This window comes from Streptomyces pyxinae, from assembly GCF_024756275.1.
In the GTDB taxonomy this organism is placed as follows: domain Bacteria; phylum Actinomycetota; class Actinomycetes; order Streptomycetales; family Streptomycetaceae; genus Streptomyces; species Streptomyces pyxinae.
This window is the reverse complement of record NZ_JANUGQ010000003.1, coordinates 330541-357475: the sequence shown is the minus strand read 5'-3', so window position 1 is coordinate 357475 and position 26935 is coordinate 330541. Positions and strand designations below refer to the sequence as shown.

General features: G+C 74.1%; 17 protein-coding genes. 8 read left to right on the top strand and 9 right to left on the bottom strand.

Translation table 11 applies throughout. The annotated features are described in order from the left end of the window. Positions 1–400: 400 nt before the first annotated feature. The 3 genes from NX801_RS06375 (at position 401) to NX801_RS06365 (ending at position 3211) form a co-directional block, all read left to right on the top strand. Positions 401–853 carry an SseB family protein gene (locus NX801_RS06375; RefSeq protein ID WP_258786058.1) on the top strand — a complete coding sequence of 151 codons (453 nt, stop codon included), beginning with the start codon at positions 401–403 and terminating at the stop codon, positions 851–853. A 198-nt stretch (positions 854–1051) separates the two neighbouring features. Then, on the top strand, positions 1052–2020 hold the full coding sequence (locus NX801_RS06370) for a pirin family protein (protein WP_258786051.1): 969 nt from the start codon (positions 1052–1054) through the stop codon (positions 2018–2020). A gap of 147 nt (positions 2021–2167) precedes the next feature. Beyond that, positions 2168–3211 carry an AI-2E family transporter gene (locus NX801_RS06365; RefSeq protein WP_258786050.1) on the top strand — a complete coding sequence of 348 codons (1044 nt, stop codon included), beginning with the start codon at positions 2168–2170 and terminating at the stop codon, positions 3209–3211. A 70-nt stretch (positions 3212–3281) separates the two neighbouring features. On the opposite strand, the gene NX801_RS06360 is transcribed toward NX801_RS06365, so the two are convergent. Then, positions 3282–5426 carry an ATP-binding SpoIIE family protein phosphatase gene (locus NX801_RS06360; RefSeq protein WP_258786048.1) on the bottom strand — a complete coding sequence of 715 codons (2145 nt, stop codon included), beginning with the start codon at positions 5424–5426 and terminating at the stop codon, positions 3282–3284. A 445-nt stretch (positions 5427–5871) separates the two neighbouring features. On the opposite strand from NX801_RS06360, the gene aspS reads away from it, so the two are divergent. Then, on the top strand, positions 5872–7635 hold the full coding sequence (gene aspS / locus NX801_RS06355; RefSeq protein WP_258786046.1) for an aspartate--tRNA ligase: 1764 nt from the start codon (positions 5872–5874) through the stop codon (positions 7633–7635). Between the two features lie 176 nt (positions 7636–7811). Here the strand turns inward: aspS and metG are convergent, their stop codons facing one another. Then, a complete protein-coding gene (gene metG, locus NX801_RS06350; protein ID WP_258786044.1) occupies positions 7812–9524 on the bottom strand; it encodes a methionine--tRNA ligase in 1713 nt (570 codons plus the stop codon). Positions 9525–9811: 287 nt separating this feature from the next. After that, the gene (locus tag NX801_RS06345) at positions 9812–11446 is read right to left on the bottom strand and encodes a VWA domain-containing protein (RefSeq protein ID WP_258786043.1); all 1635 of its coding nucleotides are present in this window, start codon (positions 11444–11446) and stop codon (positions 9812–9814) included. Positions 11447–11767: 321 nt separating this feature from the next. Here NX801_RS06345 and NX801_RS06340 point away from each other — a divergent pair, with 321 nt between their 5' ends. After that, on the top strand, positions 11768–13828 hold the full coding sequence (locus NX801_RS06340; RefSeq protein ID WP_258786042.1) for a PhoX family protein: 2061 nt from the start codon (positions 11768–11770) through the stop codon (positions 13826–13828). 153 nt (positions 13829–13981) lie between these two features. Here the strand turns inward: NX801_RS06340 and NX801_RS06335 are convergent, their stop codons facing one another. The 3 genes from NX801_RS06335 to NX801_RS06325 form a co-directional block, all read right to left on the bottom strand. After that, on the bottom strand, positions 13982–15016 hold the full coding sequence (locus NX801_RS06335; protein WP_258786041.1) for a hypothetical protein: 1035 nt from the start codon (positions 15014–15016) through the stop codon (positions 13982–13984). A gap of 239 nt (positions 15017–15255) precedes the next feature. After that, positions 15256–16746: an APC family permease gene (locus tag NX801_RS06330; protein ID WP_258786039.1), complete on the bottom strand. Its 1491-nt coding sequence runs from the start codon at positions 16744–16746 to the stop codon at positions 15256–15258. A 388-nt stretch (positions 16747–17134) separates the two neighbouring features. After that, entirely contained in the window at positions 17135–19273 is a 2139-nt protein-coding gene (locus NX801_RS06325; RefSeq protein ID WP_258786127.1) for an FUSC family protein, read from the bottom strand. 390 nt (positions 19274–19663) lie between these two features. On the opposite strand from NX801_RS06325, the gene NX801_RS06320 reads away from it, so the two are divergent. Continuing rightward, positions 19664–20080 carry a hypothetical protein gene (locus tag NX801_RS06320; RefSeq protein ID WP_258786038.1) on the top strand — a complete coding sequence of 139 codons (417 nt, stop codon included), beginning with the start codon at positions 19664–19666 and terminating at the stop codon, positions 20078–20080. Positions 20081–20299: 219 nt separating this feature from the next. Here the strand turns inward: NX801_RS06320 and NX801_RS06315 are convergent, their stop codons facing one another. Genes NX801_RS06315 through pdhA form a run of 3 tightly spaced genes read right to left on the bottom strand, consistent with a single transcriptional unit; the run spans position 20300 to position 24175 of the window. Beyond that, on the bottom strand, positions 20300–21844 hold the full coding sequence (locus tag NX801_RS06315; RefSeq protein WP_258786036.1) for a dihydrolipoamide acetyltransferase family protein: 1545 nt from the start codon (positions 21842–21844) through the stop codon (positions 20300–20302). A 19-nt stretch (positions 21845–21863) separates the two neighbouring features. Beyond that, positions 21864–22844, bottom strand: a complete 981-nt coding sequence (locus NX801_RS06310) for an alpha-ketoacid dehydrogenase subunit beta (protein WP_258786034.1) — start codon at positions 22842–22844, stop codon at positions 21864–21866. A 2-nt stretch (positions 22845–22846) separates the two neighbouring features. Next, positions 22847–24175 carry a pyruvate dehydrogenase (acetyl-transferring) E1 component subunit alpha gene (gene pdhA / locus NX801_RS06305; RefSeq protein WP_258786033.1) on the bottom strand — a complete coding sequence of 443 codons (1329 nt, stop codon included), beginning with the start codon at positions 24173–24175 and terminating at the stop codon, positions 22847–22849. 339 nt (positions 24176–24514) lie between these two features. Here pdhA and NX801_RS06300 point away from each other — a divergent pair, with 339 nt between their 5' ends. Beyond that, the gene (locus tag NX801_RS06300) at positions 24515–25180 is read left to right on the top strand and encodes a response regulator (RefSeq protein WP_258786029.1); all 666 of its coding nucleotides are present in this window, start codon (positions 24515–24517) and stop codon (positions 25178–25180) included. Positions 25181–25766: 586 nt separating this feature from the next. After that, entirely contained in the window at positions 25767–26804 is a 1038-nt protein-coding gene (locus tag NX801_RS06295) for a phosphotransferase (protein WP_258786126.1), read from the top strand. Positions 26805–26935 lie beyond the last annotated feature (131 nt).

The window sequence follows — 26935 nt, the reverse complement described above, 5'->3', positions numbered from 1 at the left end:
GCTCCGTATGGGTCGGGGAGGCGGAATCCTCGTACACGTACCAGCTAGTAGCTCCGATGATGCTACCCACCGGTAATAAGAGCAACCCCTATGAGCCGATCTGTGACGCGGGCCGCGCGGCGGTCTTGCGGCCGGGCCGGTTTCCTGCCGTGTCCGACACCGAGCGGGCCGGCCGACCCCGCCGGCGCCGCCGGGCTGGCGGCCTGCCCGGAAATCGGGTCTTCCGCCGTCCCGGCCGCGTTCCTCCGGCCGGCGTTCTCCCGCCCGGCCGGGGACACGCCCGGACGCCAACATCCCGTCGGGCAGGCGCCGGTGACGCGGTGGCGGACCGCGGCGGACCGGCGGCCGGAAGGGCGGGCCGGGGGCGGGGGCCGGGGCGCGGGCTCGGTACGCTAGGGACATGTACGGCTACGACCAGAACGCGGGCGCCCAGCAGCAGTACGGGCAGCCCCAGCAGGGGTACGGGCAGCAGCAGCCGCTGTACCCGGAGCCGTCGCCGCCCTCGCTCGCGGACGCGGTGCGCGCCTTCACCACGGGCGCGCTGGCCGCCGAGGACTTCCAGCAGATCTTCGCGACCTCCAAGGTGTACTGCCCGCGCGGCGACACCCCGGGGTTCCTGGCGCTGCACAACACCCAGCAGCCGGTGATCCCGATGTTCACCTCGCTGAAGGAGCTGCGCCGGTACGCGGGCAAGGAGTCCAAGTACTTCGTGATCACCGGCGCCGAGGTGATCGATCTGCTGCCCACCGGGTACGGCTTCGTCCTGGACATGGAGGGCGAGCACCGGATGGTCTTCGACGCCAAGGCGGTCGAGCAGATGGTCGACTTCGCGATGCGGCGCATGTACGGCTGACGCCACGCCGCGCGTACGGCCGGCGCCGCGTGCGTACGGCCGGCGCGGGCGCATGTACGGCCGGGGAAGCGGTACTCAGAGGCAGGGACGAGCGGGCGGGGCCCGGGGGAATACCTCCGGGCCCTTCTCGTGTTCCGGTGGCAAGAAGTTCAGAATTCAACTACTCTGCTGGTACGCCGCACCCGAGGAGGACGCGTCATGCCCGCCGTAACCGTCGAGAATCCGCTCACCCTGCCCCGTGTCACCGCCTCCGCCGACGCGGTGCCCCGCCCCGTGCTCGCCGTCACCACGGCGCCGAGCGGATTCGAGGGGGAGGGCTTCCCGGTGCGCCGCGCGTTCGCGGGGATCGACTACCGGTACCTGGACCCGTTCATCATGATGGACCAGATGGGCGAGGTGGAGTACGCGCCCGGTGAGCCCAAGGGCACGCCCTGGCACCCGCACCGGGGCTTCGAGACCGTGACGTACCTGCTGGACGGCACCTTCGTCCACCAGGACTCGCACGGGGGCGGCGGCACCATCACCAACGGCGACACCCAGTGGATGACCGCGGGGTCGGGGCTGCTGCACATCGAGGCGCCGCCGGAGTCGCTGGTCATGTCCGGCGGGCTGTTCCACGGCCTCCAGCTCTGGGTGAACCTGCCCGCCGCCGACAAGATGAAGGCGCCCCGGTACCAGGACATCCGGGGCGGCCAGGTGCAGCTGCTCGCCTCCCCGGACGGCGGCGCGCTGCTCCGGGTCATCGCCGGGGAGCTGGACGGGCACCAGGGGCCGGGGGCCACCCACACCCCGATCACCATGGTCCACGCGACCCTGCGCCCCGGCGCCGAGATCACCCTGCCGTGGCGGGCGGACTTCAACGGCCTGGCGTACGTCCTGGCCGGGCGCGGCACGGTCGGCGCCGAGCGGCGGCCGGTCCACCTGGGCCAGACGGCGGTCTTCGGCGAGGGCGGCGCCCTGACCGTGCGGGCCGACGAGAAGCAGGACGGCAACACCCCGGACCTGGAGGTCGTCCTCCTCGGCGGCCGGCCGATCCGGGAGCCGATGGCGCACTACGGGCCGTTCGTCATGAACACCCGGGACGAGCTGAAGCAGGCCTTCGAGGACTTCCAGGCCGGCCGCCTCGGCCGGATCCCGGCCGTCCACGGCATGGACGGCAGCCTGTAGGCCCGGCACCGCCCGCACAGCCCCGGCACCGCCCGCACGGGAGCGCCCCGCTCGCGCGAGCACCCCGCCCGGGGGAACGGAGCACCCGTTCCCCCGGGCGGGTCCGTTCGGGGGGCGGGGGCACCGGGAGCATGGTGGCGTGGGGGGATGCAGAGCCTTCCGGTGCCCGTCCGTCGTCTCGCCGCCTGGTGCGTGGTGGTGCTGCTGGTGACGGCCGTCGCGTATGTCGGGGTACGGCTGTGCGTCATCCTGCGGACGGCCGTCATCCCGGTACTGCTCGCCCTGCTCGGCGCGGCGCTGCTCGGGCCGCTCCACCGGCGGCTGGTGGCGATGCGGGTGAACAGTTCGCTGGCCGCGGGTCTCACCTGCGCGGCCGTGCTGGTCGTGGTGGGCGGTGCCGGGTACATCGTGGTGCACGCGCTGATCCAGTCCGGGGACCAGATCGTGGCCTCGGTGCGGCGGGCGGCACGGGACCTCTCCGAGCGGTTCGGGGCGCTGGGGACGTCCGTGGACGATCTGGCGGGAAACGCCCGTGAGCTGCTGGGCAAGTTCGGCGGGACGGCGGCCTCCGGAGTGATCAGCGGGATCAGTGTGGTGGCCGAGATGGTCGCCATGGCGGTCCTGGCGTTGCTGCTGGTCTTCTTCTTCCTGCGGGACTCCGGCCGGGCGCTGGGCGCGCTGCGCGGGATGGTGCCGCACGGCACGGGCGACACCGTGGAGGCGATGGCCCGGCGCGCGTTCGGCGCGGTGGAGGGGTTCATGCGCGGAACCACCTTCATCGCCCTGATCGACGCCGTGTGCATCACGGTCGGACTGCTGATCCTGCGGGTGCCGGGGGCGCTGGGTCTGGGCGCCCTGGTCTTCGTCGGCGCCTACATCCCCTACCTGGGCGCCTTCATCTCCGGGGCGGTCTCCATCCTGGTGGCCCTGGCCGACCGGGGGTTCGTGATCGCGCTCTGGGCCCTGGGGGTGGTGCTGGCCGTCCAGGTACTGGAGGGCCATGTGCTCCAGCCGGTGGTGCAGAGCCGTACCGTCCAGATGCACCCGGCCGTCGTGCTGCTGGCCATCACCGCCGGCGCCTCCGTCGCGGGCATCCTCGGCATGCTGCTCGCCGTCCCGGTCACCGCCGCCGCCTTCGGCGTCCTGGGCGAGGCCCGGGAACGGTACGGCGGCGGGGCGGGCGGGGGGTGAGACGCGCGGGGGCGGGTGTTTCACGTGAAACAGGCGGAGCGGTGGAACTGGAGCGGGGCCCGGGGTCGGCTCAGAGGGCCGGGAAGGCGTCCAGGTCGATCTCCCCGGCCGGTTCGGCGCCCTGGTTCTCGTACAGCTCGAACCAGATCGACTTGCCCTCGCCGCGCGGGTCGACGCCCCAGGAGTGGGCGAGCAGCTCCATCAGGATCAGGCCCCGGCCGGAGGAGGCCATCTCGCCGGGGCGGCGCTTGTGGGGCAGCTCGTCGCTGCCGTCGGCGACCTCCACCCGCAGCCGGCGCTTGCCGTGGTCGCCGCTCGCCTCGGCCACCAGCAGGGCGTCCCCGTCGGTGTGGACCAGCACATTGGTGACCATCTCGGAGACCATCAGCACGGCCGAGTCGACCTGCTCCGGGTCGGCCCAGTCGTGCAGCAGGTCCCGCAGATGGCCCCGGGCGGCGGCGATCCGCTCGGGCTCGGCCTGGGCGACGGTCATCACGGTCCGGCGCGGGGCGGCGGTACGGAGCGGGGTACCGGTCCGGGAGAGCAGCAGCACCGCGATGTCGTCCTCGCGGCGGTCCACCAGCGGGCCCGTGGTGTGGTGCGAGCCGGGTCCGTGCACCGCCTGCACCAGCCGGTCGGCCAGCACCTCCAGGGTGTCGGCCACGTCGTCGTGCTGTTCGAGCAGCGCCCGGATGCGCAGCCAGCCGGAGTCGAGGTCGTGGCCGCCGGTCTCCAGCAGGCCGTCGGTACAGATCATCAGCGTCTCGCCGGGCTCCAGGGTGAGCCGGGTCGTCGGGTAGTCGGTGTCCGGGACGATGCCCAGCGGCAGCCCGCCCGAGGTGGGCCGCAGCAGCACCGTGCCGTCGGCCATCCGCACCGCCGGCTCCGGATGGCCCGCCCGGGCGATGTCCAGCGTCCCGGTGGCCGGGTCCACCTCCAGATAGAGGCAGGTCGCGAAGCGCGCCGCCCCGTGGTCGCCCTCGGCCCCGTCGGTGATGCCGTAGAGGAACCGGGAGGCCCGGGAGAGCACCGCGTCCGGCCGGTGGCCCTCGGAGGCGTACGCGCGCAGGGCGATGCGCAGCTGGCCCATCAGCCCGGCGGCCCGGACGTCATGGCCCTGGACGTCCCCGATGACCAGGGCGATCCGGCCGCCCGGGAGCTGGATCATGTCGTACCAGTCACCGCCCACCTGGAGCCCGCCGCCGGTCGGCACATACCGAGCGGCCACCTCCATGCCGGGGATGGCGGGGCCGAGCACCGGCATCATTGTCCGCTGGAGACCCAGCGAGAGTTCCCGCTCGGACTCGGCCACCCCGGCCCGGGCGAGCGCCTGGGCCAGCATCCGGGCCACCGTGGTGAGCACCGAGCGCTCGTCCGGGGTGAAACCCACCGGGTAGCTGAACGCCGCCATCCAGGCGCCCATGGTGCGACCCGCCACGATCAGCGGCAGAAAGGCCCAGGAGTGCCGTTCGAACCGGCGCACCAGCGGCCAGGTCGCCGGATAGCGGGTCCGGTACTCGTCCGGGGTCGGCAGATAGATCGCCCGGCCGGTCCGCACCACCTCGGCCGCCGGGTAGTCGGTGTCCAGCTGTATCTCGGTGAACGGATCGGCGTCGGCCGCCTCCTGCCCGTGGTGGCCGATGATCCGCAGCCGGTCACCCGAGACACCGAAGACGGCGAGGCCGTCCGGCGAGAAACCGGGCATCGACAGCGAGGCGGCCACCCGCAGCACCTCGGCCGTGGACCGCGCCTCGGCCAGCGCCCGTCCCGCGTCCAGCAGGAACGCCTCGCGGGAGCGGCGCCAGTCGCCGGTGACCGGGGTCCGGGCCGCCGTGCCGGGCTGCGGCTCGGCCACCTCCTGGAGGGTGCCGACCAGCTCGAAGGCGCCCTCCTTGGAGCCGTCCTTGCCGCCCGCCTTCAGCAGCGGCCTGGACCGACTGCGGACGGTACGGAGCACCCGGCCGCTCACATCCATGATCCGCAGCCGGGCCTCGGCGAGGGTGCCTTCCGCGATGGCGAGATTGACGGTGCCGTCCAGCTCGTTCCAGTCGACCGGGTGGAAGCGGGAGCGCACGGCCGCCTCGGAGAGCCTGGCGGGTTCCGCGGGCAGGCCCAGCAGCCGGGCCGCCTCCGCGTCCAGCGTGACGACTCCGGCGGCGTTGTCCCAGCGCCACAGGCCGGTCGCGATCGCGGCCAGGACGTCCTCGGTGCGCATTGCCCCACTTTAGGAAGATGAGCGGATCGGGCGCCACCGAGCGTATCGGACGCCGGGCGAGGGCGCGGCGGGGCTCCGGAGCCGTATGGAGACCGTGCGGAAGCCGGGCGGACACCGTACGGAAACCGTCCGGTAGCGGGGTGCCGGACGGCTCCCGCGCTCCTGCCGATCCGATCCCTCCCCGGACTCCGCCCCGGGCCGCTGCCGACCCGCTCCCCCGGACCCCCCGGCCATCTGCGGACCCGGTCCCCCGGACACCCCGGCGCATCTGCCAACCCGATCCCCGGAAGCCCGCCGAGCGCCCGCGGATCCGCCTCCCGGATGCCTGCCGAGCGCTTCCCGGGTGCCCCCGGTGGGTTTCCCGTACCGCCGGGGGATCTTGGCGTGGACGGTAACCTTGACGGGTCGAGCCATACCCCCTACCCCGAAGAGTGGATGAACGACGATGCATCGGTACAGGTCCCACACCTGCGGCGAGCTCCGCGCCTCTGACGTCGGCACCGACGTCCGGCTGAGCGGCTGGCTGCACAATCGGCGCGACCTGGGCGGCATCCTCTTCATCGATCTGCGCGACCACTACGGCATCACGCAGCTCGTCGCCCGGCCCGGCACGGCCGCCTTCGAGGCGCTGGACAAGCTGACCAAGGAGACCGTCGTCCGGGTCGACGGCAAGGTCGTCTCGCGCGGCGCCGAGAACGTCAACGCGGAGCTGGCCACCGGCGAGATCGAGATCGAGGCCGGCGAGGTCGAGGTCCTGGGCGCGGCCCAGCAGATCCCCTTCACCATCAACGCGGACGACGGCGTCAACGAGGAGCGGCGCCTGGAGTACCGCTTCCTCGACCTGCGCCGCGAGCGCATGCACCGCAACATCATGCTGCGCACGGCGGTCATCGCCGCCATCCGGCAGAAGATGACCGCGCTCGGCTTCAACGAGATGGCCACCCCGATCCTCACCGCCACCTCCCCCGAGGGCGCGCGCGACTTCGTGGTGCCGTCCCGGCTGAACCCCGGCAAGTTCTACGCGCTGCCGCAGGCGCCGCAGCAGTTCAAGCAGCTGCTGATGATCTCCGGCTTCGACCGCTACTTCCAGATCGCGCCCTGCTTCCGCGACGAGGACGCCCGCGCCGACCGCTCGCCGGGCGAGTTCTACCAGCTCGACGTCGAGATGAGCTTCGTGGAGCAGGAGGACGTCTTCCGCCCCATCGAGAAGCTGATGACCGAGCTGTTCGAGGAGTTCGGCGGCGGCCGTCATGTCACCTCGCCGTTCCCGCGCATCCCGTTCCGCGAGTCGATGCTGAAGTACGGCAACGACAAGCCGGACCTGCGGGCCAAGCTGGAGCTGGTGGACATCACCGACGTCTTCGCGGGCTCGGAGTTCAAGGCGTTCGCCGGCAAGCACGTCCGCGCCCTGCCAGTGCCGGACACCGCCGCCCAGCCGCGCAAGTTCTTCGACGGGCTCGGTGAGTTCGCCGTGGAGCAGGGCGCCAAGGGCCTGGCCTGGGTGCGGGTCGGCGAGGACGGGACGCTCAGCGGCCCGATCGCCAAGTTCCTCACCGAGGACAACGTCAAGGTCCTGACCGAGCGCCTCGGGCTGGCCGCCGGGCACGCCGTCTTCTTCGGCGCCGGCGAGTTCGGCGAGGTCTCGAAGATCATGGGCGCGGTCCGCGTGGAGGCCGCCAAGCGCGCTGGCCACTTCGAGGAGGGCGTCTTCCGGTTCGCCTGGATCGTGGACTTCCCGATGTACGAGAAGGACGAGGAGACCGGGAAGATCGACTTCTCGCACAACCCGTTCTCGATGCCGCAGGGCGGTCTGGAGGCCCTGGAGAACCAGGACCCGCTGGACGTGCTGGGCTGGCAGTACGACATCGTCTGCAACGGCGTCGAGCTGTCCTCGGGCGCGATCCGGAACCACGAGCCGGAGATCATGTTCAAGGCGTTCGAGATCGCGGGCTACTCGCGGGAGACCGTCGAGCGCGAGTTCGCCGGCATGCTCCGCGCCTTCCAGTTCGGCGCCCCGCCGCACGGCGGCATCGCCCCGGGCGTGGACCGCATCGTGATGCTGCTGGCCGACGAGCCGAACATCCGCGAGACCATCGCCTTCCCGCTCAACGGCAATGCCCAGGACCTGATGATGGGCGCCCCGACCGAGCTGGAAGAGGCGCGGCTGCGAGAGCTGAACATCCAGCTCCGCAAGCCCGTCGAGAAGTAGCCGCCGGAGCCACCGAACCACCGGAGGCCCCGGACCGTACCGCCGTCGAGCGGTGGGGTCCGGGGCCTTCGTGTCGCCGGGGAGCCGGCCCGGAGCGGGCGGTACGGCGAGGGCGCCCGCCCCCGGGTGGGGAACGGGCGCCCTGTCGTGGCCGTCGGGGCGGGCCGGCCGGGACGCTACTCGGCGGCGCCGAAGCGGGCCCGGTAGGTGTCCAGGTCCTCTTCCGCGATCTTGGCGAAGAGCACGGGCGGGACGGTGAACGGCGTACCGGCCGGGACGGTGGCCAGCGAGCGGGCCTCCTCGGCCGTGACCCAGGTCGCGGTGTCGCCCGCGGCCAGGGTGAACGCCGAGCGCATCGAGCGGGCCGAGGCCGGGATGAAGGGCTCGGAGACCACCGCGTACAGGTGGATGAGGTTCATCGCGGTGCGCAGGGTGAGCGCGGCGGCCTCGGGATCGGTCTTGATCTCCAGCCAGGGGGCCTTCTCCTCCAGGTAGGAGTTGCCCGCCGACCAGAGCGCCCGCAGCGCCGACGCGGCCTTGCGGAACTGGAGGGCCTCCATCTGGGACTCGTACTCACCCAGCAGCCGGGCGATCTCCTCGCCCAGCCTCGCCTCGGCGTCGCCCGCCTCCTTGCCCGCCGGCACCTCGTCGCCGAAGCGCTTGCGGGAGAAGGAGAGCACCCGGTTGACGAAGTTGCCCAGGGTGTCCGCCAGGTCCTTGTTCACCGTGGCGGCGAAGTGCTCCCAGGTGAAGGAGGTGTCGTCGGACTCGGGGGCGTTGGCGATCAGGAAGTAGCGCCAGTAGTCGGCCGGGAGGATCTCCAGCGCCTGGTCGGTGAAGATGCCGCGCTTCTGCGAGGTGGAGAACTTGCCGCCGTAATACGTCAGCCAGTTGAACGCCTTGACGTAGTCGACCATCTTCCACGGCTCGCGCACGCCCAGCTCGGTGGCCGGGAACATCACGGTGTGGAACGGGACGTTGTCCTTGGCCATGAACTGGGTGTAGCGGACGTCCGCCGCCTCGAACCACCAGGACTTCCAGTCGCGGTTCGCCGGGTCCTGGTCCGCCCACTCCTTGGTGGCGCCGATGTACTCGACCGGGGCGTCGAACCAGACGTAGAAGACCTTGCCCTCGGCCGCCAGCTCCGGCCAGGTGTCGGCCGGCACCGGGACGCCCCAGTCCAGGTCACGGGTGATCGCCCGGTCGTGCAGGCCCTCGGTCAGCCACTTGCGGGCGATCGAGGAGGCGAGCTGCGGCCACTCGTCCTCATGGCGGGCCACCCACTCCTCCACCTCGCCCTGCAGGGCCGACTGGAGCAGGAACAGGTGCGTGGTCTCGCGCACTTCGAGGTCGGTGGAGCCGCTGATCGCCGAGCGGGGCCCGATCAGATCCGTGGGGTCCAGGACCCGGGTGCAGTTCTCGCACTGGTCGCCGCGCGCCTTGTCGTACCCGCAGTGCGGGCAGGTGCCCTCGACATAGCGGTCGGGCAGGAAACGGCCGTCGGCGGGCGAGTAGACCTGGCGGATCGCCCGCTCCTCGATGAAGCCGTTCTCCTGGAGGCGGCGGGCGAAGTGCTGGGTGATCTCGACGTTCTGCGGGCTGGAGCTGCGGCCGAAGTAGTCGAAGGCCAGCTGGAAGCCGTCGTACACCGCCTTCTGCGCGTCGTGCGCCTCCGCGCAGAACTCGGCCACCGGGATGCCGCGCTCCTTGGCGGCCAGCTCGGCCGGGGTGCCGTGCTCGTCGGTGGCGCAGATGTAGAGCACGTCATGGCCACGCTGGCGCAGGTACCGGGAGTAGACGTCGGCCGGGAGCATGGACCCCACCATGTTGCCCAGGTGCTTGATCCCGTTGATGTACGGAAGGGCGCTGGTGATGAGGTGTTGAGCCATCGCGGGCTGCTCCCAGGTCGATACGAGGGGGGACGGAACTCGTCTGTGGTGTCCGTCCCGATCCTCCCTATCGTATCCGGCCCTTTCCGGGCGCCCGCCTGTGGTTTTCGGGCGCCCGGGGCGGGGTGGCCGGGTGTGGTGACCGGGGTGTGGCGGCCGGGGGCGACGCGGTGTCGTGCCGTACGGTGCCGGGCGTTCCCGCCCCGCCGGGTTCGGGTCCGGCCGGTTCGGGTCCGGCCGGTTCGGGTCCGGCCGGTTCGGGTCCGGGCCGTTCCCGCCCCGCCCGTTCATCCGGACCAGGTGGACAGGATCTCCCGGTAGAACGCCGGCTGCGGGACCTCGCGCGGTTCGGGGCCCGCGTGGAAGAAGCCGGTCCGCTCCAGGTCCAGCTTGCGGAGGTAGTCGAACGCCTTGGCGTCCTCGGCGCCGAACGCCACGAACTGCCAGTGCAGGTTCCGGCCGGACGCCGCCGCCCGCTCCAGGGCCTCGGTCGCCGCCGTGCGCGACTCGGGCGCCCCGTCGGTCTGGAACAGCACGAAGGCCGGGCGCTCCGGGTCGGCCGACTCCTCATGGAGCCTGAGCACCTCCAGGACGGCCCGGTCGTAGTGGGTACGGCCCATGTGGCCGAGGCCGTCGTGGAGCACCTCGATCCGGTCCTCGGGATCGGTGAGGGTCAGCTCGGCGGTGCCGTCGAGCTCGGTGGAGAAGAAGACCACGGGCACGGTGGCGCTCTCGTCGAGATGGGCGGCGAGCGCGAGGGCCCGGTCGGCCAGGTGCTGGGCGCTGCCGTCCTTGTAGAACGGCCGCATCGAGCCCGAGCGGTCCAGGACCAGATAGACGGTGGCACGGGTGCCGGTCAGGCCGTACTTCCGCAGGGCCGCGCCGGCCGCCTTGTACGGCTCCGCCAGGCGGGGCGCCCGCGACTTGACGCGCGCGGCGGAGAGGGCGGGCCTGGCCGGCGCCTCCGTCTCCGGCGCCTCGGGGGCCTCCGCCCCGGCCGGCCGCTCGGCGGTGGGGGCCTCCGCCTCGGGGGCCTCTCCCTCGGGGGCGTCCTCCTCGCGGTCCTCGGGCTCGTCGGCCTCGGGGGCCTCCGCCTCGGGGGCCTGCGCCTTCGGGGCCTCCGCCTCGGGCTCCTCCACCTCGGCGGGCTCCGTCTCCGGCGCGGCCTCGGACCGCGGCTCGGGGGACGGCTGTCCGGCCACCACCTCGGAGGCGGGGGCCTCCGGCTCGTCGGCCTCGTCGGCCTCGGAGGCGCCCTTCGCCTGGGCCCCGGGCTCGCGGGCCTCGGGCTCCTCGGCGGCGGGCTCCTGAGTCGCGGGCTCCTCGGCGGCGGCCTCCTCGGCGGCGGCCTCCTCGGCAGCGGGCTTCTCCGCGGTGGGCTCCTCGGAAGCGGGTGCCTCCGGGGTCTCGGCCGGCTTCGCCTCCGGGGCCTCGTCCCGCGCGGCCGCCGCCTCCCGGGGCGCGGACTCGGCCTCGTCGCCCGGAGCCGCCGGGGCCTCGGGCTCCGGCGCCGGGTCGGGGGCGGCGTCGGCGGCCTCGCGGGCGGCCGGGACGGTGGGGCGGGCGGCGGGCTGCGGGTTGTCGAAGGAGGCGGCCACCAGCTCCGCCGCCGACGGGCCCTCGTCGGCGTGCTCGGCCGGGGCGGGCCGCGCCGGGGCCGGTACGGAGGCGGCGGGCTTCCCGGCCGGCGCGGAGGCGGGCTCCCCGGACCCGGCCGGCGCGGACGTGGCGGGCTCCTCGGGGTCGGCCGAAGCAGACGTGGCGGAGTCCTCGGACCCGGCCGGCGCGGAGGCGGCGGGCTCCTCGGGTTCGGCCGGCATGGTGCGTTCCGTCTGGGGCGGCACGGTGGCGGCGTTCGCCGTCTCCTCGTGCTCCGCACGCTCGCGTCCGAACACCTTGCGCATCAAGCTCCGAATGCCCATGGGCGAGACCTTTCGCATGTGGGGTGCAAGTGGGGTGCAGCTGGGTTGCGTATGGGGTGCAGCCGGGTGCACGGGGTGGGGGTGGGGCCTCCGTGTCCGTACCGCCGGGAATCATCCCTGGCCATGACGGTCACGTAAGGTTAGCCGCCCCGTGCGGCCCCGGAACGGCAAGGTGCGTTCGCGCCAACCCCGTCCCGTACGGATCTCCTTCACCCGTCGTTCATGCCGTCGCCGCCGCCGTACTCCCGGACCGTCCTAGCGTCGCCGCCGGACGAGATTCCCGACACGGTGTCGGCGCGGAGTGCGCCGGAGGAGGACGACGTGCCCGAGCTGCTCCCGCTGCTGACCGCCCACCCGGGCGGCCGGTCCGCCCTGACCTGCCGTTACCGCTGCGGTGACGCCTGCTTCGCCGAGGTGCCCAACACCAGCGGCAACGAGTACGCCGGGGATGTGATCGCCGACGCCCTGTCGCGCCGCTCCCTGGTGCGCGGCGCCGCCGTGGTCACCGTCGCGGCGGCCACCGGAAGCGCCCTGGCCGTCCACGGCGCCCCGCCCGCCCGGGCCGCCACGCCCGCCGCCGCCACCGGTGCCGGGCGCCCGGGGGTGTCCGGCCGGGACGGCGCCCGGGGGCTGCGGTTCACGCCGGTGGCACCCAACCGGGACGACCGGGTCACCGTCCCGGACGGCTACACCCAACAGGTGGTCATCGGCTGGGGCGACCCGATCCTGCGCGGGACGCCCGACTTCGACCCCGAGCGGCAGACGGCGAAGGCCCAGTCCGGACAGTTCGGGTACAACAACGACTTCCTCTCGCTGCTGCCGCTCCCGGGCGAGCCCGGCCGCCAGGTGCTCGTCGCCAACCACGAGTACACCGACGAGGTGCTGATGTTCCGGGGCTACGACCCCGAACACCCCACCCGGGAACAGGTGGAGGTCGCCTGGGCGGCGCACGGCCTGTCGGTGGTCGTCGTGCAGGGCGAGCACCGGACCGGGCGGCTCACCCCGGTCCGCCGCCATCCGCTCAACCGACGGCTCACCGCCACCAGCGAGTTCCGGCTGACCGGTCCGGCGGCGGGCTCACCGCTGCTCCGCACCTCCGCCGACCCCACCGGGCGGAAGGTGTACGGCACCCTCAACAACTGCGCGGGCGGCACCACCCCCTGGGGCACCACGCTGCACGGCGAGGAGAACATCAACCAGTACTTCGCGCACGGCTCCGGTACCACCGACAAGCGGTACGGGATCGGCGCCGGCGCCACCGAGCGCAAGTGGGAGCGGTTCGACAAGCGCTTCGACGCCGCCCAGGAGCCGCACGAGCCGCACCGGTTCGGCTGGGTGGTCGAACTCGACCCGTACGACCCCGACTCCACGCCCCGCAAGCGGACCGCGCTCGGCCGGTTCAAGCACGAGGCGGCGCAGCCCCGGCTGACCGACGACGGGCGCCCGGTGGTCTACATGGGCGACGACGAACGCTTCGAGTACCTCTACAAGTTCGTCTCCGCCAGGCGGATGATGCGGGGCACCTCGCGCCGCGCCCGCGAGCACAACCTCACGCTGCTCGACGAGGGCACGCTCTATGTCGCCCGGCTCACCGGCGACTCCCCGGGGGAGATCGACGGCACCGGGAAGCTGCCCGCCGACGGGGAGTTCGACGGCTCCGGCCACTGGATCCCGCTGGCGACCGGGGACGTCTCGCACGTGCCGGGGATGACCGCCGACGAGGTGTACGTCTTCACCCGGCTCGCCGGGGACAGGGTGGGCGCCACCACGATGGACCGCCCGGAGGACGTGGAACCCTCGCCGCGCACCGGACGGGTCTATGTCGCCCTCACCAACAACACCGACCGGGGCAAGCCGGGCAAGGCGCCCGCCGACGAGGCCAATCCGCGTGCCCTCAACAAGCACGGCCAGATCCTGGAGCTGGCCGAGCGCCGGAACGACCCGGCCTCGGACCGCTTCGCCTGGCGGCTGTTCCTGGTGGCGGGCGACCCGGAGGACCCGGCCACCTACTTCGCCGGGTACCCCAAGGAGCGGGTGAGCCCCATCTCCTGCCCCGACAATGTGGCCTTCGACCCGCACGGCAACCTCTGGATCTCCACCGACGGCAACCAGCTCGGTTCGCACGACGGGCTGTTCGGGGTCGCGACCCGGGGCGACCGGCGCGGTGAGCTGAAGCAGTTCCTGACCGTGCCGACCGGCGCCGAGACCTGCGGGCCGCTGGTGCAGGACCGCCGGGTGCTCGTCTCCGTACAGCACCCGGGCGAGGTGGACGGGGCGTCGGTGGAGAAGCCCGCCTCGGCCTGGCCGGACGGGCCGGGGCGGATCGTCCGGCCGTCCGTGGTGGTGGTCTACCGGAAGGACGGCCGGGACATCGGGGTGTGAGCTCCCCGGGGCCCGGGCCCCCGGGAGGCCGGACCTTCCGGGGGCCGGGGCCCGGGCTTCGAGGGGCCGGGGCCTCGGGGCCGGGGCCGCCCGGCCGCCCGGGCGCCCGGGTTCCGGAGCCTCGGCCCCCAGCCGCCGGGGCTTCCCGGAGCCTCAGCCCTCGAAGCCGCCGGGACCGCCGGGTCCCGCGAAGCCGCCGGGGGCGCCGGAGCCGTCGCGCGACCCGGCGGGGCACTGGGCGCGCCAGCGGGTGAACTGGTCGGCCGGGTCTCCGGTGAAGATCCACGGGACCCGTGCCGCCCGGGTGCGCAGCAGCCCGAACAGCTCGCCGGCCACCTCGGCCAGCTGGGCGTGACAGGCGGCGTGGAGCAGGTAGTTGAGCGGCTCGACCTCCTCCGGCCGGACCGGGGCGGGGGCCCGGCCGCCGAGCCATCGCTCCCGGCTCCGGCACACCTCGGTCGCGGCCAGCTCGTGCTTCCAGTGCTGGTCGAAGCCGCGCACCGGGGCCCGGCCCCGGGTGGCGTCGGCGACGTACCGGTACTCCTCCACCCGGGCGATCTGCACCAGCACCGCCAGCGGCGACCCGGGCGGCGCCGCGCCCGCCGCGTCCCGGGCGAAGTCGTACATGGAGCCATGGGTGCCGTGCCACCGCGCCGACCAGTACCGCAGCACCTGGACATGGCCCTCCAGATTGTGCGGGTCGCGCCGGCGCAGCTCGTCCCACCAGCTCCGCAACTCCAGCCGGCCGACCCCGCCCTCGTAGAGCCGGGCCACCGTCAGCAGGGAGACCCAGGGCATCGGATCGGCCGGCCGGGCGTCCGCCGCCTCCAGACAGCCGAGCACCGCCGCGTCGAGCAGCTGCCGGTCCACCGGGGCGCCCCGGCCGGCCGCGATGGCCCGGTCGAAGACCCGTACCACCTCGGTGGCGGCCCGCAGCACCCGCGCGTCCGGGTCCTCCGGCTCGGCCGCCCGCCAGGACTCGGCCGCCGAACTCCCGGCCGCCGCGTGGGAGAGCAGCCGGATCCGGTGGGTGCGGCGGCCCCAGTGGTCCCCGGTGTCGCGGAGCAGATCCCGTACGCCCTGCCAGCGGCCGATGACGATGTCGTGCCGGGCCTCGGTGAGCGCCCGGTCGCCGAAGTCGGGATCGAACTCCGGCGCGAAGCGCGACGGGCGACGCCGTGCTGCCATCGAACTGCCTCCGTTCCGGATGCGTGCTGAACCGGTGAGCCGTCGCACCGGGGCCGTCCCGGAGTCCGGGCGTCCCGAGGCCGCCGACCGGGCCGTTCCGGCCCCGGCCGGGCCGTTCCGGGGTCCGTTCCCGCGCGGGACGAGGAGCGGCCCTCGATTCCGCAAGGTTGTTGTGAAAATACGCTGCACCGTTCCGGCACCGTGCCGCGCGGTCCCGTACCGGTACGCGCGCCGCCCGGTCAGAAGTCCGTCGCCAGCGTCTCCCCGTCGTCCCGCCGGGCGCCCGGGACGGCGGAGCCGTACGGCGCGGAGGCGTACGGCCCCGCCGTCGCCAGCGTCCGGGCCGCGTCCAGCCGGGCCGGGCGGTAGTAGGCGCTGCCCCGGCGCCAGTACCAGAGCAGCGGGACGAGGCCGAGCGCCAGCCCGCCGAGGCCGATCGCCACCGAGACCCCGTCCAGTGACCCCAGCGCCTCGGCGAACGCCCAGAACAGGAACGCCGAGCCCAGCAGCGGCCACACCCCGCCGAGCAGGAACTCCCGTACCGAGGTGAGCAGCAGCCGCCGGTAGGCCACCACGGCGGCGAGCCCGGCCAGGCCGTAGTAGAACGCGACCTGGAGTCCCATCGCGCGCACCGCCTCGGCCAGGATGTCCCCGACCGAGCCGAGAGCGGTCGCCGCCGCGAAGAGCGCCAGCGCCGCCGCGCCGACCGCGGCGATCGCCACCCAGGGGGTGTTCCAGCGGCGGTGTACGGTGCCGAGCGCGGCCGGCATCGTCCGGTCCCGGCCCATTGCGAAGAGCGAGCGGGTGACCTGGATGAGGGTCGTCTCCAGGGTGGCGACGGTGGACAGCAGCACCGCCAGCACCAGCAGCCGGCCGCCCACACCGGGCCAGATCTCCTCACCGAGCAGGGTCAGCGCGTGCGCCCCGCCGGACCTGACCTCACCGGCGGGTACGACGACATTGACGGCGATCGTGTACGCCTCGAAGATCAGGAAGACCACCGCCACCCCGACCAGCGCGGCCAGTCCGGCGGTGCGGCGGCTGTTCCGGGTCTCCTCGCTGAGGTTGCTGGTGACGTCCCAGCCCCAGAAGTAGAAGGCGGCGATCAGCGCGCCGGACGCGAAGCCGGAGGCCCCGCCGAAGTGCCAGGGGCTCAGCCAGGACCAGTCGAAGGCGGCGGCCGTCCCGTGGTGCGCCAGCGCGCCCAGCACGAAGACCAGCAGGATCAGCAGCTCCACGCCCGACATGATGATCTGCGCCCGTACGGTGAGCCGGGCGCCGCCCAGCACCACCAGCAGCATCACCAGGAACCAGCCGGCGCCGACCGCGCTGGCCAGCGCGGTGTTCCCGGCCAGCGCCGGATCGGTCAGCCAGAGGGTGAGCTGCCCGGCCGGCAGCGAACCGGCGACCATGAAGATCGTGGCCGAGACCACCAGGGCCCAGCCTGCGAGAAAGCCGAGGAAGGGGTGGAGGGTGCGGCCCACCCAGGAGTAGCCGGCGCCCGCGCTGACGTCGATCCGCCCGAGCCGGCCGTAGGCCAGGACGATGCCGAGCATGGGTATCGCGCAGGAGAGCAGGGCGGCGGGCGCGGCGAATCCGACGGCTCCGACGAGTACGGCGGTGGTGGCGGCCAGCGTGTAGGCGGGGGCGCTGCCCGCGACTGCCATCACGATCGTGTCGAAGGTGCCGAGGACATTGGGCCTGAGCCCTCTGCCGGAGGAAGTGCGCATGGCGAATGTCCTTGCGTGGCAGGGCACATGGGGGGTGGGGCCAGGGCTTCGGAACGGTGATCGGTGTGCCGGATCGTGCATCGTAGTCGGGTACGGACCCTGCGTCGCCGCCGCCCGCCAGGTTGGCCGGGGGCCGACCGGCGTTCCCCGGCCGTTCACCGCCGCGGGGCGGTGTCCGCCGGATCGTCCGCCTCCGGCCGGGCGGCGCTCCCGGGGCGTTCGTCCGGACCGGACAGCCGCCCGTCAGGGCCGTGAGTCCGCGTCGGACGGTCCTGCCGGGGCGTTCGTCCGGGGCCTTCGTCTGTCCCGGGCGACCGCGCCGGGCGGTCCTGCCGAGGGGGCTCGCGCCTGGCGGCCGGGCCCGGCTCGACCCGGATGCGCCGACGGTTCAGATGCGCGGCCCGGCGATGGCGCGGGCGGCCGCCACCTCCTGCCGCAGCGGCTCCAGCACCTCCCGCTCGCCGTCACCGGTTGCCGGGGCGGGGGAGCCGCCGGCGGCCGGGCCCGGGGCGCCGGTGGCCGGGTCCCGGGGCACGCCCCCGCTGCCGGGGCCCGCCCCCGGAGCCGTACCGCCGTCGTACGGGACCGCGCCGGGCCCCGGGGCCGTACCGCCGTCGTACGGGAAGGCCCCGGCGCCCGGGGCGGCGCCGGCGCGGACCGGCGGCCGTCCGGTGCGCAGCCCCGCCGCCAGTTCGCGCAGCTCCCGTTCCACCTCGGCGACCTCGGCGGCCGGGGGCGGGACGGCTCCGTGGGCGACGCGTACCCGGGCCGCCGTCGTGGCGTCGACGATCCGTTCCACGGCGACGCACAGCGGCCACCAGGCGGCGGCCCGGCGGCCCACCGGCGGAGGCTCGGTCAGGGCGCGCTGGAACTCGGTGCGCACCGCCGACAGGTCCCGGTAGAGCCGCCGCCGTGCCCGGGCCCGGCCGGCCGGGTCCCGCCCGGCGTCCGGTCCGAAGGCGGCGGCCGTGTAGCGGGCGGCGTCCGCGACGGCGTCGGCCAGCCGGTCCCCGATCCGGGCGTGCCAGCTCTCCGGCCAGAGCAGATACCCGGCGACCAGCACGATCGCGCACCCGAGCAGCGAGTCGTAGAGACGCGGCAGCACCAGGTCGAAGCCCTGTCGGCTGAGCAGATCGGAGAGCAGCAGGATCACCGGGGTGATGGCGGCCGTCTGGAAGGCGTACCCCTTCACCGTCAGCGCCGGGATCAGCGCCGCCAGCACCAGCATCACCGGCACGTCCCACCAGCCGCGCGGGACCTCGGCCAGCACGGCGGCGGCGATCAGCAGCCCGGCGGCGGTACCGGCCGCCCGGAGCACCGCCCGGGAGAAGACCGAGCCGAAGTCGGGCTTGAGGACGAAGGTGACGGTGAGCGCCACCCAGTAGGAGCGCGGCACCGCGACCACCGACACCAGGGACTGGGCCAGGCCTACGCAGAGCGCCAGGCGCAGCCCGTACCGCCAGGAGGCGGCGGAGAGCAGAGCGTTCCGGGCGGCGCGGCGGGCCCGGACCCGCAGGGCGGCGGGTCGGCCGAGCCGGTCGTCCACATTGCCGGGGTCGGGCTCGGCGCTGTGGACGACCGTGGCGGCATGGCGCAGGGCGTGGTCCACGGCCCGTTCGGCGGGGGTGTCCGGCGCCGGGAGGTCCAGGGCGGGGTCGCCGGTGCGGCTCTCCGCGACGGCGGCCGCCAGGGCGGAGGCGGCGGCGGGGACGGCCGGGGGGAGCGGCCGGCCGCGCTGATGGGCGGCCGGTGCCGCCTCCACGACCGGGATCACGGCATTGAGCTGGGCGAGCTGCCGGACCAGGCTGGGCGACCGGCCCCGGTCCCGGGCCCGGCGGGCGAGCACCAGGTCGTACGCGGTATCCAGGGCTGCGGTCACCGCCTGCCGCTCGCGCTCGTACGCGGGGGTGCCGGCCGCCGCGAGCAGTCCGGCGACGGCCCGGTAGGTGGCGGCGACCGCCGAGCGCTCGGGCACCCCGCCCCGCAGCGGCCAGCCCAGCAGGGTCAGCAGCAGCACCACCGCGCCCCCGGCGGTGAGCAGCAGCGGCGCGGTCCACCAGGGCTCCGGCATCGGCAGCCCGGCGCCGACCACGGAGTTGAGCAGCAGGAGCAGCCCGGCGGCGGAGGCGACGGCACCGATGGACGAGATCATTCCGGAGATCAGCGCGACCAGGGTGAGAGTGGCGACGGCGGCCCAGCCCTCGCCGTGCACCAGGGTGCCCAGGGTGACGCCGAGGGCGCCGAAGAGCTGCGGGACGGCGATGTTGAGCACCCGCATCCGGTAGGCGTCGGCGGTGTCCCCGATGACGCCGGAGAGGGCGCCCATGGAGACCAGCGCCCCATAGGCGGTCCGGTCGGCGGCGAGACCCACGGCGAGCGGCGCGGCCAGCGCGATCCCGGCCCGGAGGGCGGCCGCCCAGGGCACGGGCGCGGGCCCCGGCCGGAGCCCGTGGGTCAGCCACTCGGGCGGGGCGAGCCGGGCGGCGGCCCGGGTGGAACCGCCCGGGCGGTTGGAGCGGGGCGACATGTTCAGTTCGGGCACCCCTCCGGGGCTCCGGCGGTGCGGGGCACGGCACTGGTCTCCATGGAGTCCACCTTCCCGGACGGCGGCCCGGCCCGCAGGTCGGCCGGGAGGCGTCCGTCACACCGCGGATCACGCACCACGGGCACCGACCACGATCAGGCATCGCGGATCACGCACCACGGGCACCCACCACGAATCAGGCATCGCGGACCAAGCCCCGCGGACCCCGCACCCCGCAGACCCCGCACCGCGGACCCCGCGCCCCGCAGACCCCGCACCGCGGATCACGGATCACGGACCGCCGCTCCTGCGCTGATCCACTTGCCGGGGTGCGGGGCCGGGTGTGCCCTGGGAGGAAGCGGGGGGCGACGGGATGAGCGAAGGAGTTCCGCCATGGCCACACACGCACCGTCGGCCGGCCGGCACCGCCGCGCCCTCCGGCCCGCTCCCCGGACCCGGCCCGGTGGCCGGAACGCCGTGGTCCTGTCCCTCGCCCTCGCGGTCTTCTACGGCTTCTACGCCCAGTTCATCGACCGCTCCGGCGACGGCCCGGTGACCGGTGGGCAGGTCGTGCTCGGCGTGGCGAGCGCCGTGGTCTTCGGCGCCCTCGCCCTCACGCTGGTCGGTGTCCGGCACCGGCTGCCGCGCGAGTTGCGGGCGGCGGCGTACGGGGCGCTCACCGGGGTCGCGCTCGGTTGGCTCTACAGCCTGACCAGGGCCAGTGTGCTGTCGGCGGTGGTGCTGTCGGTGATCGTGACGCTGGCGACCACGGTGGCGGTGTTCTATGTGATCTACACCCACGAGGCCTGAGCCGTCGCCGCCGGGGCCCGGGTCCTGGGCCGAGCCGCCGTCGCCCCTGGGCCCCGGCCGGCCGGGCCGAGCCCCGAACCGGACCACGGCCCTCCGTCCGGGAACGACAGCCCGGAGAGCACGGAGAGCGCCGACAGCGCCGAACAGCACGGCGCCCCGCCACTCCTCCGAGTGGCGGGGCGCCGGTGACGCGGCCCGGTACCGGGGCCGCCGGGCGGATCAGCCCCAGGTGATCAGGCGCTTGGGCCGCTCCAGGACGGCGGCGACGTCGGCCAGCACCCTGGAGCCCAGCTCGCCGTCGACCAGCCGGTGGTCGAAGGAGAGCGCCAGGGTGGTGACCTGGCGGGGCTTCACCTTGCCCTTGTGCACCCAGGGCTGGAGCTTGATGGCGCCGACCGCCAGGATCGCGGACTCGCCCGGGTTGAGGATCGGCGTACCGGTGTCCACACCGAAGACCCCGACATTGGTGATGGTCACCGTGCCGCCCTGCATGGCCGCCGGGGTGGTCCGGCCCTCGCGGGCGGTGGAGACCAGCTCGGAGAGCGCGGCCGACAGCTCGGGGAGCGTCTTGGCGTGGGCGTCCTTGATGTGGGGGACGATCAGCCCGCGCGGGGTGGCCGCCGCGATGCCCAGGTTCACATAGTGCTTCTGGACGATTTCCTGGTTGGCCTCGTCCCAGCTCGCGTTGACCCCGGGGTTCCGCTTGATCGCGACCAGCAGCGCCCGGGCGATCAGCAGCAGCGGATTGACCCGCAGCCCGGCCATGTCCCGGTCGGCCTTCAGCTCCTCGACCAGCTTCATGGTGCGGGTGACGTCCACCGTGACGAACTCGGTGACATGCGGCGCGGTGAAGGCCGAGCCGACCATCGCCTGGGCGGTGGCCTTGCGGACGCCCTTGACCGGGATCCGGGTCTCCCGGCCGGAGTCGTACGCGCCCGGGGCCGTCCCGGCGGTCACGGCGGGCGCGGGGGCCTCCGGGACGGCGGCCGAGGCGGCCGGAACCGCCTGCGGCGGGACCTGCGCCGGGGCGGCGGCCGCGTGGACGTCCTCGCGGGTGATGATCCCGTCCGGCCCGGTCGGGGTGACCGCCGCCAGGTCCACACCGAGGTCCTTGGCGAGCTTGCGCACCGGCGGCTTGGCCAGCGGCCGGGAGCCGGGCGCGCCCGCCCCCCGTGAAGCCGGGGCGGTCGGAGCGGCCGGGGCGGCGGCCCCGTGGCCGTTCAGCTCGGCGGCGACGGCGGCCCGGGCCGGGTGCGCGGGAGCGGGAGCCGGGGTCGCGGAGGCGGCGAGCCCGGCGGGCGCCGTGGACCCGGGCGCGGCGGGCCCGGAGGGGGCCGTGGCCGTGGCCTTCCGGGGCCGGCGCTTGGTGGAGGACTGGGCGACGCCGTAGCCGACCAGGACCGGCTGCCGGCCCTGCGGCTCGGCCTCCGGGACCGGTCCGGTCTCGGTGGCGGTGGGCTCCTCGGCGGCGGGCTGCGCGGTCTGGGGCTGCTCGGCCTCGGTGCCGGGCGCCACGTCGACGGCGATGATGACCTCGCCCACGTCGACCGTGGTGCCCTCGGGGAAGCGCAGCTCGTGCACCACCCCGTCGTACGGGATCGGCAGCTCGACCGCCGCCTTGGCGGTCTCCACCTCGCAGACGACCTGGCCATCGGTGACGGTGTCACCGGGCTGGACGTACCACTTGAGGATCTCCGCCTCGGTGAGCCCCTCGCCCACGTCGGGCATCTTGAACTCGCGGTAGCGGGTGGCGGTGTCAGTCATGGTCACGGCACTCCCCTGTTCAGTACGCGAGCGAGCGGTCGACGGCGTCGAGCACCCGGTCGAGTCCCGGCAGGTACTCCTCCTCAAGCCGCGCGGGCGGATAGGGGGCGTGATAGCCGCCGACCCGCAGCACCGGGGCCTCCAGGTGATAGAAGCACCGCTCGGTGATCCGGGCGGCGATCTCCGCGCCGGAGCCGAAGAACACCGGCGCCTCGTGGACCACGACCAGCCGGCCGGTCCGCTCCACCGACGCCTGGATCGCGTCGAAGTCCAGCGGGGAGACCGTGCGCAGGTCCAGCACCTCCACCGACCGGCCCTCCTCGGCGGCGACCGCCGCGGCCTCCAGACAGACCTTGACCATCGGGCCGTAGGCGGCCAGCGTCAGATCGGTGCCCGCCCGGACCGTACGGGCCCGGTGCAGATGGTCCGGGATGGCCTCGGTGTCCACCTCGCTCTTGTCCCAGTAGCGGCGCTTGGGCTCGAAGAAGATCACCGGATCATCGCTCTGGATCGCCTGCTGGAGCATCCAGTAGGCGTCCGAGGCGTTGGACGGGGAGACCACCTTCAGCCCCGCCACATGCGCGAAGAGCGCCTCGGGGGACTCGCTGTGGTGCTCGACGGCGCCGATGCCGCCGCCGTACGGAATGCGCACCACGACCGGCATCTTGACCTTGCCCAGCGCGCGGGCGTGCATCTTGGCGAGCTGGGTGACGATCTGGTCGTACGCCGGGAAGACGAACCCGTCGAACTGGATCTCCACCACCGGGCGGTAGCCGCGCAGGGCGAGACCGATGGCGGTGCCGACGATGCCGGACTCCGCGAGCGGGGTGTCGATGACCCGGTCCTCGCCGAAGTCCTTCTGGAGACCGTCGGTGACCCGGAAGACGCCGCCGAGCTTTCCGACGTCCTCGCCCATGATCAGGACCTTGGGGTCGGTCTCCAGCGCCTTGCGGAGGGACTCGTTGAGCGCCTTGGCGATCGGGAGTTTCTGTGCGGCCATGGTCAGTTGCCCTCCCCGTTCGCGGAGCCGTTCGCCGTGCCACTCGCCGGGCCGGTCGCAGTGCCGGTCGCGGCGCCGCCGGTCGCGCCGGCCGTCTCGGCCGCGTCGGCGAAGGACGCCTGGTAGGCGGCGAACTGGGCCCGCTCCTCGTCGACGAGCGCGTGCCCGTCCGCGTACACGTTCTCGAAGATCGCCAGGTGGTCGGGGTCGGGCATGGCCCGGACCGCCTCCCGGACGCGCTTGCCGAGCGCCTCGCTCTCGACCTCCAGCTCCGCGAACCAGTCGGCGTCCGCGAAGCCCTGGCGCTCCAGGTACGCGCGCAGCCGCAGGATCGGGTCCTTGTCCTCCCAGGCGGCCCGCTCCTCGTCGGCCCGGTACTTGGTCGGGTCGTCGGAGGTGGTGTGGGCGCCCATCCGGTAGGTGAACGCCTCGATCAGCGTCGGGCCCTCGCCCCGGCGGGCCCGCTCCAGCGCCCAGCGGGTCACGGCCAGACAGGCCAGCACGTCGTTGCCGTCCACCCGGACGCCCGGGAAGCCGTAGCCCTGGGCGCGCTGGTAGAGCGGCACCCGGGTCTGGCGCTCGGTGGGCTCGGAGATGGCCCACTGGTTGTTCTGGCAGAAGAACACCACGGGCGCGTTGTACACCGCCGAGAAGGTGAACGACTCCGCCACATCGCCCTGGCTGGAGGCGCCGTCGCCGAAGTACGCGATGACCGCGCTGTCGGCCCCGTCCTTGGCCACGCCCATCGCGTATCCGGTGGCGTGCAGGGTCTGGGAGCCGATGACGATCGTGTACAGGTGGAAGTTGTTGCCGTTCGGGTCCCAGCCGCCGTTGTTCACGCCGCGGAACATGCCGAGCAGATTGGTCGGGTCGACGCCCCGGCACCAGGCCACACCGTGCTCACGGTAGGTCGGGAAGACGTAGTCGTCGTCACGGAGCGCACGGCCCGAACCGATCTGGGCGGCCTCCTGGCCGAGCAGCGAGGCCCAGAGCCCCAGCTCGCCCTGACGCTGGAGGGACGTGGCCTCCGCGTCGAACCGGCGGGTCAGCAGCATGTCCCGGTAGAGCCCGCGCAGTTCGTCCCGGCCGATGTCGGCCACCAGCTCGTCGTACCGCGCGTTCTCGGCGCTCTCGACCCGCTCGCCCTCGGGGGTGAGCAGCTGCACGAGCTGCGGCTCCGCCGTCCCGGCCGGCGTCTCCGCCGTCGTCGCCGAGGTCGTCGGGTCGGCCGCCGCCGTCTTCTTGGCGCCGGTCCCGGCGCTCGCTCCGGCACTGCGCTTGGTGCCGCTGCTGCGTCGCGGTTTGCGCGCGGCAGTGCTTTCCACGGTCACGTGCGTGCTCCTCCGTCTGTCCGGCCCCCGGGGTCCGCCGGGCGGCCAGTGCGGCTCGCCTGTCCGGGCGTGGGCACGGGGTGGGTGCCCATGCGGTCGGGAACAGGCGTGACAGGTGCTCCGGCGAGGCCCTGTCCAAAAGCACGTTACCCAGTGCGCCGCATTCCTGCGAAACCCCCTTTGACCTGCGATTTTGCTTGGATTTCCAAGTAAATCCAGAAAAGCGGGAACACCTGCTGGTCACAGCGCCGGGCACGCTCACGGCGGGCCGCCGGAACAGGGGGCACGTTATCCCGCTCACCCCGGGCACGGGAAGAGTCAGTATGTGAAACTGATTCCGTGCGCGAGGATGGAAAAATCACCGTATTTCTGCTGGATGATCATGAGATCGTGCGGCGAGGCGTGCACGAGCTGCTCTCCGGCGAGCGGGACCTGGAGGTCGTCGGTGAGGCGGGGACGGCGGCGGACGCGCTGGTCAGGATTCCGGCCACCCGGCCGGACGTGGCCGTGCTCGACGTCCGGCTGCCGGACGGCAGCGGGGTGGAGGTCTGCCGGGAGATCCGCTCGCGGGACGAGGGCATCGCCTGCCTGATGCTCACCTCCTTCGCGGACGACGAGGCGCTCTTCGACGCGATCATGGCCGGGGCCTCGGGGTACGTCCTGAAGGCCATCCGGGGCGAGGAACTGCTGACCGCGGTACGGGACGTGGCGGCCGGCAAGTCCCTGCTGGACCCGGTCGCCACCGCCCGGGTGCTGGAGCGCCTCCGGGGCGGACGCGGGGCCGGCGGCGGCGGGGACGACCGGCTGGCCGGGCTGACCGAGCAGGAGCGCAAGATCCTGGACCTGATCGGTGAGGGGCTGACCAACCGGGCCATCGGGGAGCGGCTGCACCTGGCCGAGAAGACCATCAAGAACTACGTCTCCAGCCTGCTGTCCAAGCTGGGCATGGAGCGCCGCTCCCAGGCGGCGGCCTATGTCGCCCGCCTCCAGGCCGAACGGCGCTGAGACCGAACGGTGCCGAAACCGAACGGGCCCGGCTCCCGGCGGCCGGGGCCGTCCGGCGCCGGGCCCGGACGACACTCGCCCGGCGCCGAGGCCGGCCGACGCTGAGCCCGGACGGCATCCGCCTGGCGCTGCGGCCGCCCTCGGGGCATGGCTCTCGAAGGCCGTCCGGCGCCGAGCCCGCCCGGCGTGGCCCCCGAAGGCCGGAGCCGGGGCCGGGCCCGGAACAGGCCGCTCCCGGGGCGGGCCGGCGGCCGCCGTGGCAAGCCGCAGGGCCGCAGGGCCGCAAACTCATTACACCAATCACATAGCGATGCGCAACCGACACTCTCCGTGATCTAGCATGTGGGGAGTGCCGCGCTCATCTGCAACTTTCCCCGCTGCTTTGCCCGCCCCCTTCCCCGTTTCCTTCCCCACCCCCTCGCCCGCTCCCGTACGCGCGGCGTCCGCTCTCCCCACCCGTACGGAACGCCTCCTCCCCGCCCATCCGAGCTTCCCCGCTCCGGCCGCCGCCCCCGGTTCCGGCCGCACCGGCTTCGCGGCTCCGGCCGTTCCTCCCCCTCCCGCCCACGGGCCCCCCGTCCGCGCGCTGCTGCGCCGTTACGCCGACGCGGGCGAGCCGCTCTCCTGCGTCCCGGTCGCCCAGGGCCTGCTCAACCGGGGCTACCGCCTCGCCACCACGCGCGGCGCGTACTTCCTGAAGCAGCACCTGGACGCCCCCACCGCCGACCGGGAGACCATCGTCCGCCAGCACCGTGCCACCCAGCGGCTGCACGGGCTCGGCGTCCCGGTCGCCCCGCCGCTGCCGGACGCCGAGGGCCGGACGGTCGCGGTCATCGGCGGGCACTGCTACGCCCTGCACCCCTGGGTGGAGGGCCGCCACCGGGGCGGGGCCCAGCTGACCCCGGCCGGCTCCCGGCGGCTCGGCGCACTGCTCGGCCTGGTCCACACCTGTCTGGAGCGGGTCATGGAGCCCGAGGCGGGACCGGCACTCCCGGCCGGCGCCGGGCCGGGCTCCGGACCGGACGCGGGACCGGGGACGGCCCCGGGGGGCGCGCACCGGAGCGCCGATCCGGAGGAGACCCTCCGGTTGATCGGCAGGTTACTGACGATGGTGCGGGACCGGAGGCCGCGCGGCTGCTTCGACGAGCTGGCCGAGCACCGGCTGCTGGAGCGCCGGCGGCTGCTGGCCGAGCAGGCGCACCGGCGCCCGCCGCCGGCCGCGACGGGCGGCTGGGTGCACGGGGACTTCCACCCCCTGAACCTGCTCTACCGGGGCGCGGAACCCGCCGCGATCGTCGACTGGGACCGGCTCGGCGTCCAGCCCCGGGCGGAGGAGGCGGTCCGGGCGGCGGTGATCTTCTTCGTACAGCCGGACGGGCGCCTGGACCTGACGAAGGTACGGGCCTACGCCCGGGCCTACCGGCGGGCCGCCGGCGCCGCACCGGGCGAGCTGGCCGCGGCGGCGCACCGGGTCTGGTGGGAGCGGCTCAACGACTTCTGGATACTGCGCTGGCGCTACGAGCTGGGCGACAGCCGTCCGGACGCGCAGTTCCCGGCTGCCTCGGCCCTGGTGGTCTGGTGGACCCGGGAGTACGAGGCCGTCCGGGCCGCCTTCGCGGGGTGACCCCGGGAAAGCCAGGGGCCGGAAGCCCGGAGGAGCCGACACCCTGGACGGCCGGGGGCCCGGCAGCCCGGAGCCCGGCAGCCCGGAGCCCGGAAGCCCAGGGCCCGGACGGCCGCCGCCCGGACGGTCGC

Coding starts and splice junctions, on each gene's coding strand:
- NX801_RS06375 (WP_258786058.1), top strand. CDS start 401: ATGTACGGCTACGACCAGAACGCGGGCGCCCAGCAGCAGTACGGGCAG.
- NX801_RS06370 (WP_258786051.1), top strand. CDS start 1,052: ATGCCCGCCGTAACCGTCGAGAATCCGCTCACCCTGCCCCGTGTCACC.
- NX801_RS06365 (WP_258786050.1), top strand. CDS start 2,168: ATGCAGAGCCTTCCGGTGCCCGTCCGTCGTCTCGCCGCCTGGTGCGTG.
- NX801_RS06360 (WP_258786048.1), bottom strand. CDS start 5,426: ATGCGCACCGAGGACGTCCTGGCCGCGATCGCGACCGGCCTGTGGCGC.
- aspS (WP_258786046.1), top strand. CDS start 5,872: ATGCATCGGTACAGGTCCCACACCTGCGGCGAGCTCCGCGCCTCTGAC.
- metG (WP_258786044.1), bottom strand. CDS start 9,524: ATGGCTCAACACCTCATCACCAGCGCCCTTCCGTACATCAACGGGATC.
- NX801_RS06345 (WP_258786043.1), bottom strand. CDS start 11,446: ATGGGCATTCGGAGCTTGATGCGCAAGGTGTTCGGACGCGAGCGTGCG.
- NX801_RS06335 (WP_258786041.1), bottom strand. CDS start 15,016: ATGGCAGCACGGCGTCGCCCGTCGCGCTTCGCGCCGGAGTTCGATCCC.
- NX801_RS06330 (WP_258786039.1), bottom strand. CDS start 16,746: ATGCGCACTTCCTCCGGCAGAGGGCTCAGGCCCAATGTCCTCGGCACC.
- NX801_RS06325 (WP_258786127.1), bottom strand. CDS start 19,273: ATGTCGCCCCGCTCCAACCGCCCGGGCGGTTCCACCCGGGCCGCCGCC.
- NX801_RS06320 (WP_258786038.1), top strand. CDS start 19,664: ATGGCCACACACGCACCGTCGGCCGGCCGGCACCGCCGCGCCCTCCGG.
- NX801_RS06315 (WP_258786036.1), bottom strand. CDS start 21,844: ATGACTGACACCGCCACCCGCTACCGCGAGTTCAAGATGCCCGACGTG.
- NX801_RS06310 (WP_258786034.1), bottom strand. CDS start 22,844: ATGGCCGCACAGAAACTCCCGATCGCCAAGGCGCTCAACGAGTCCCTC.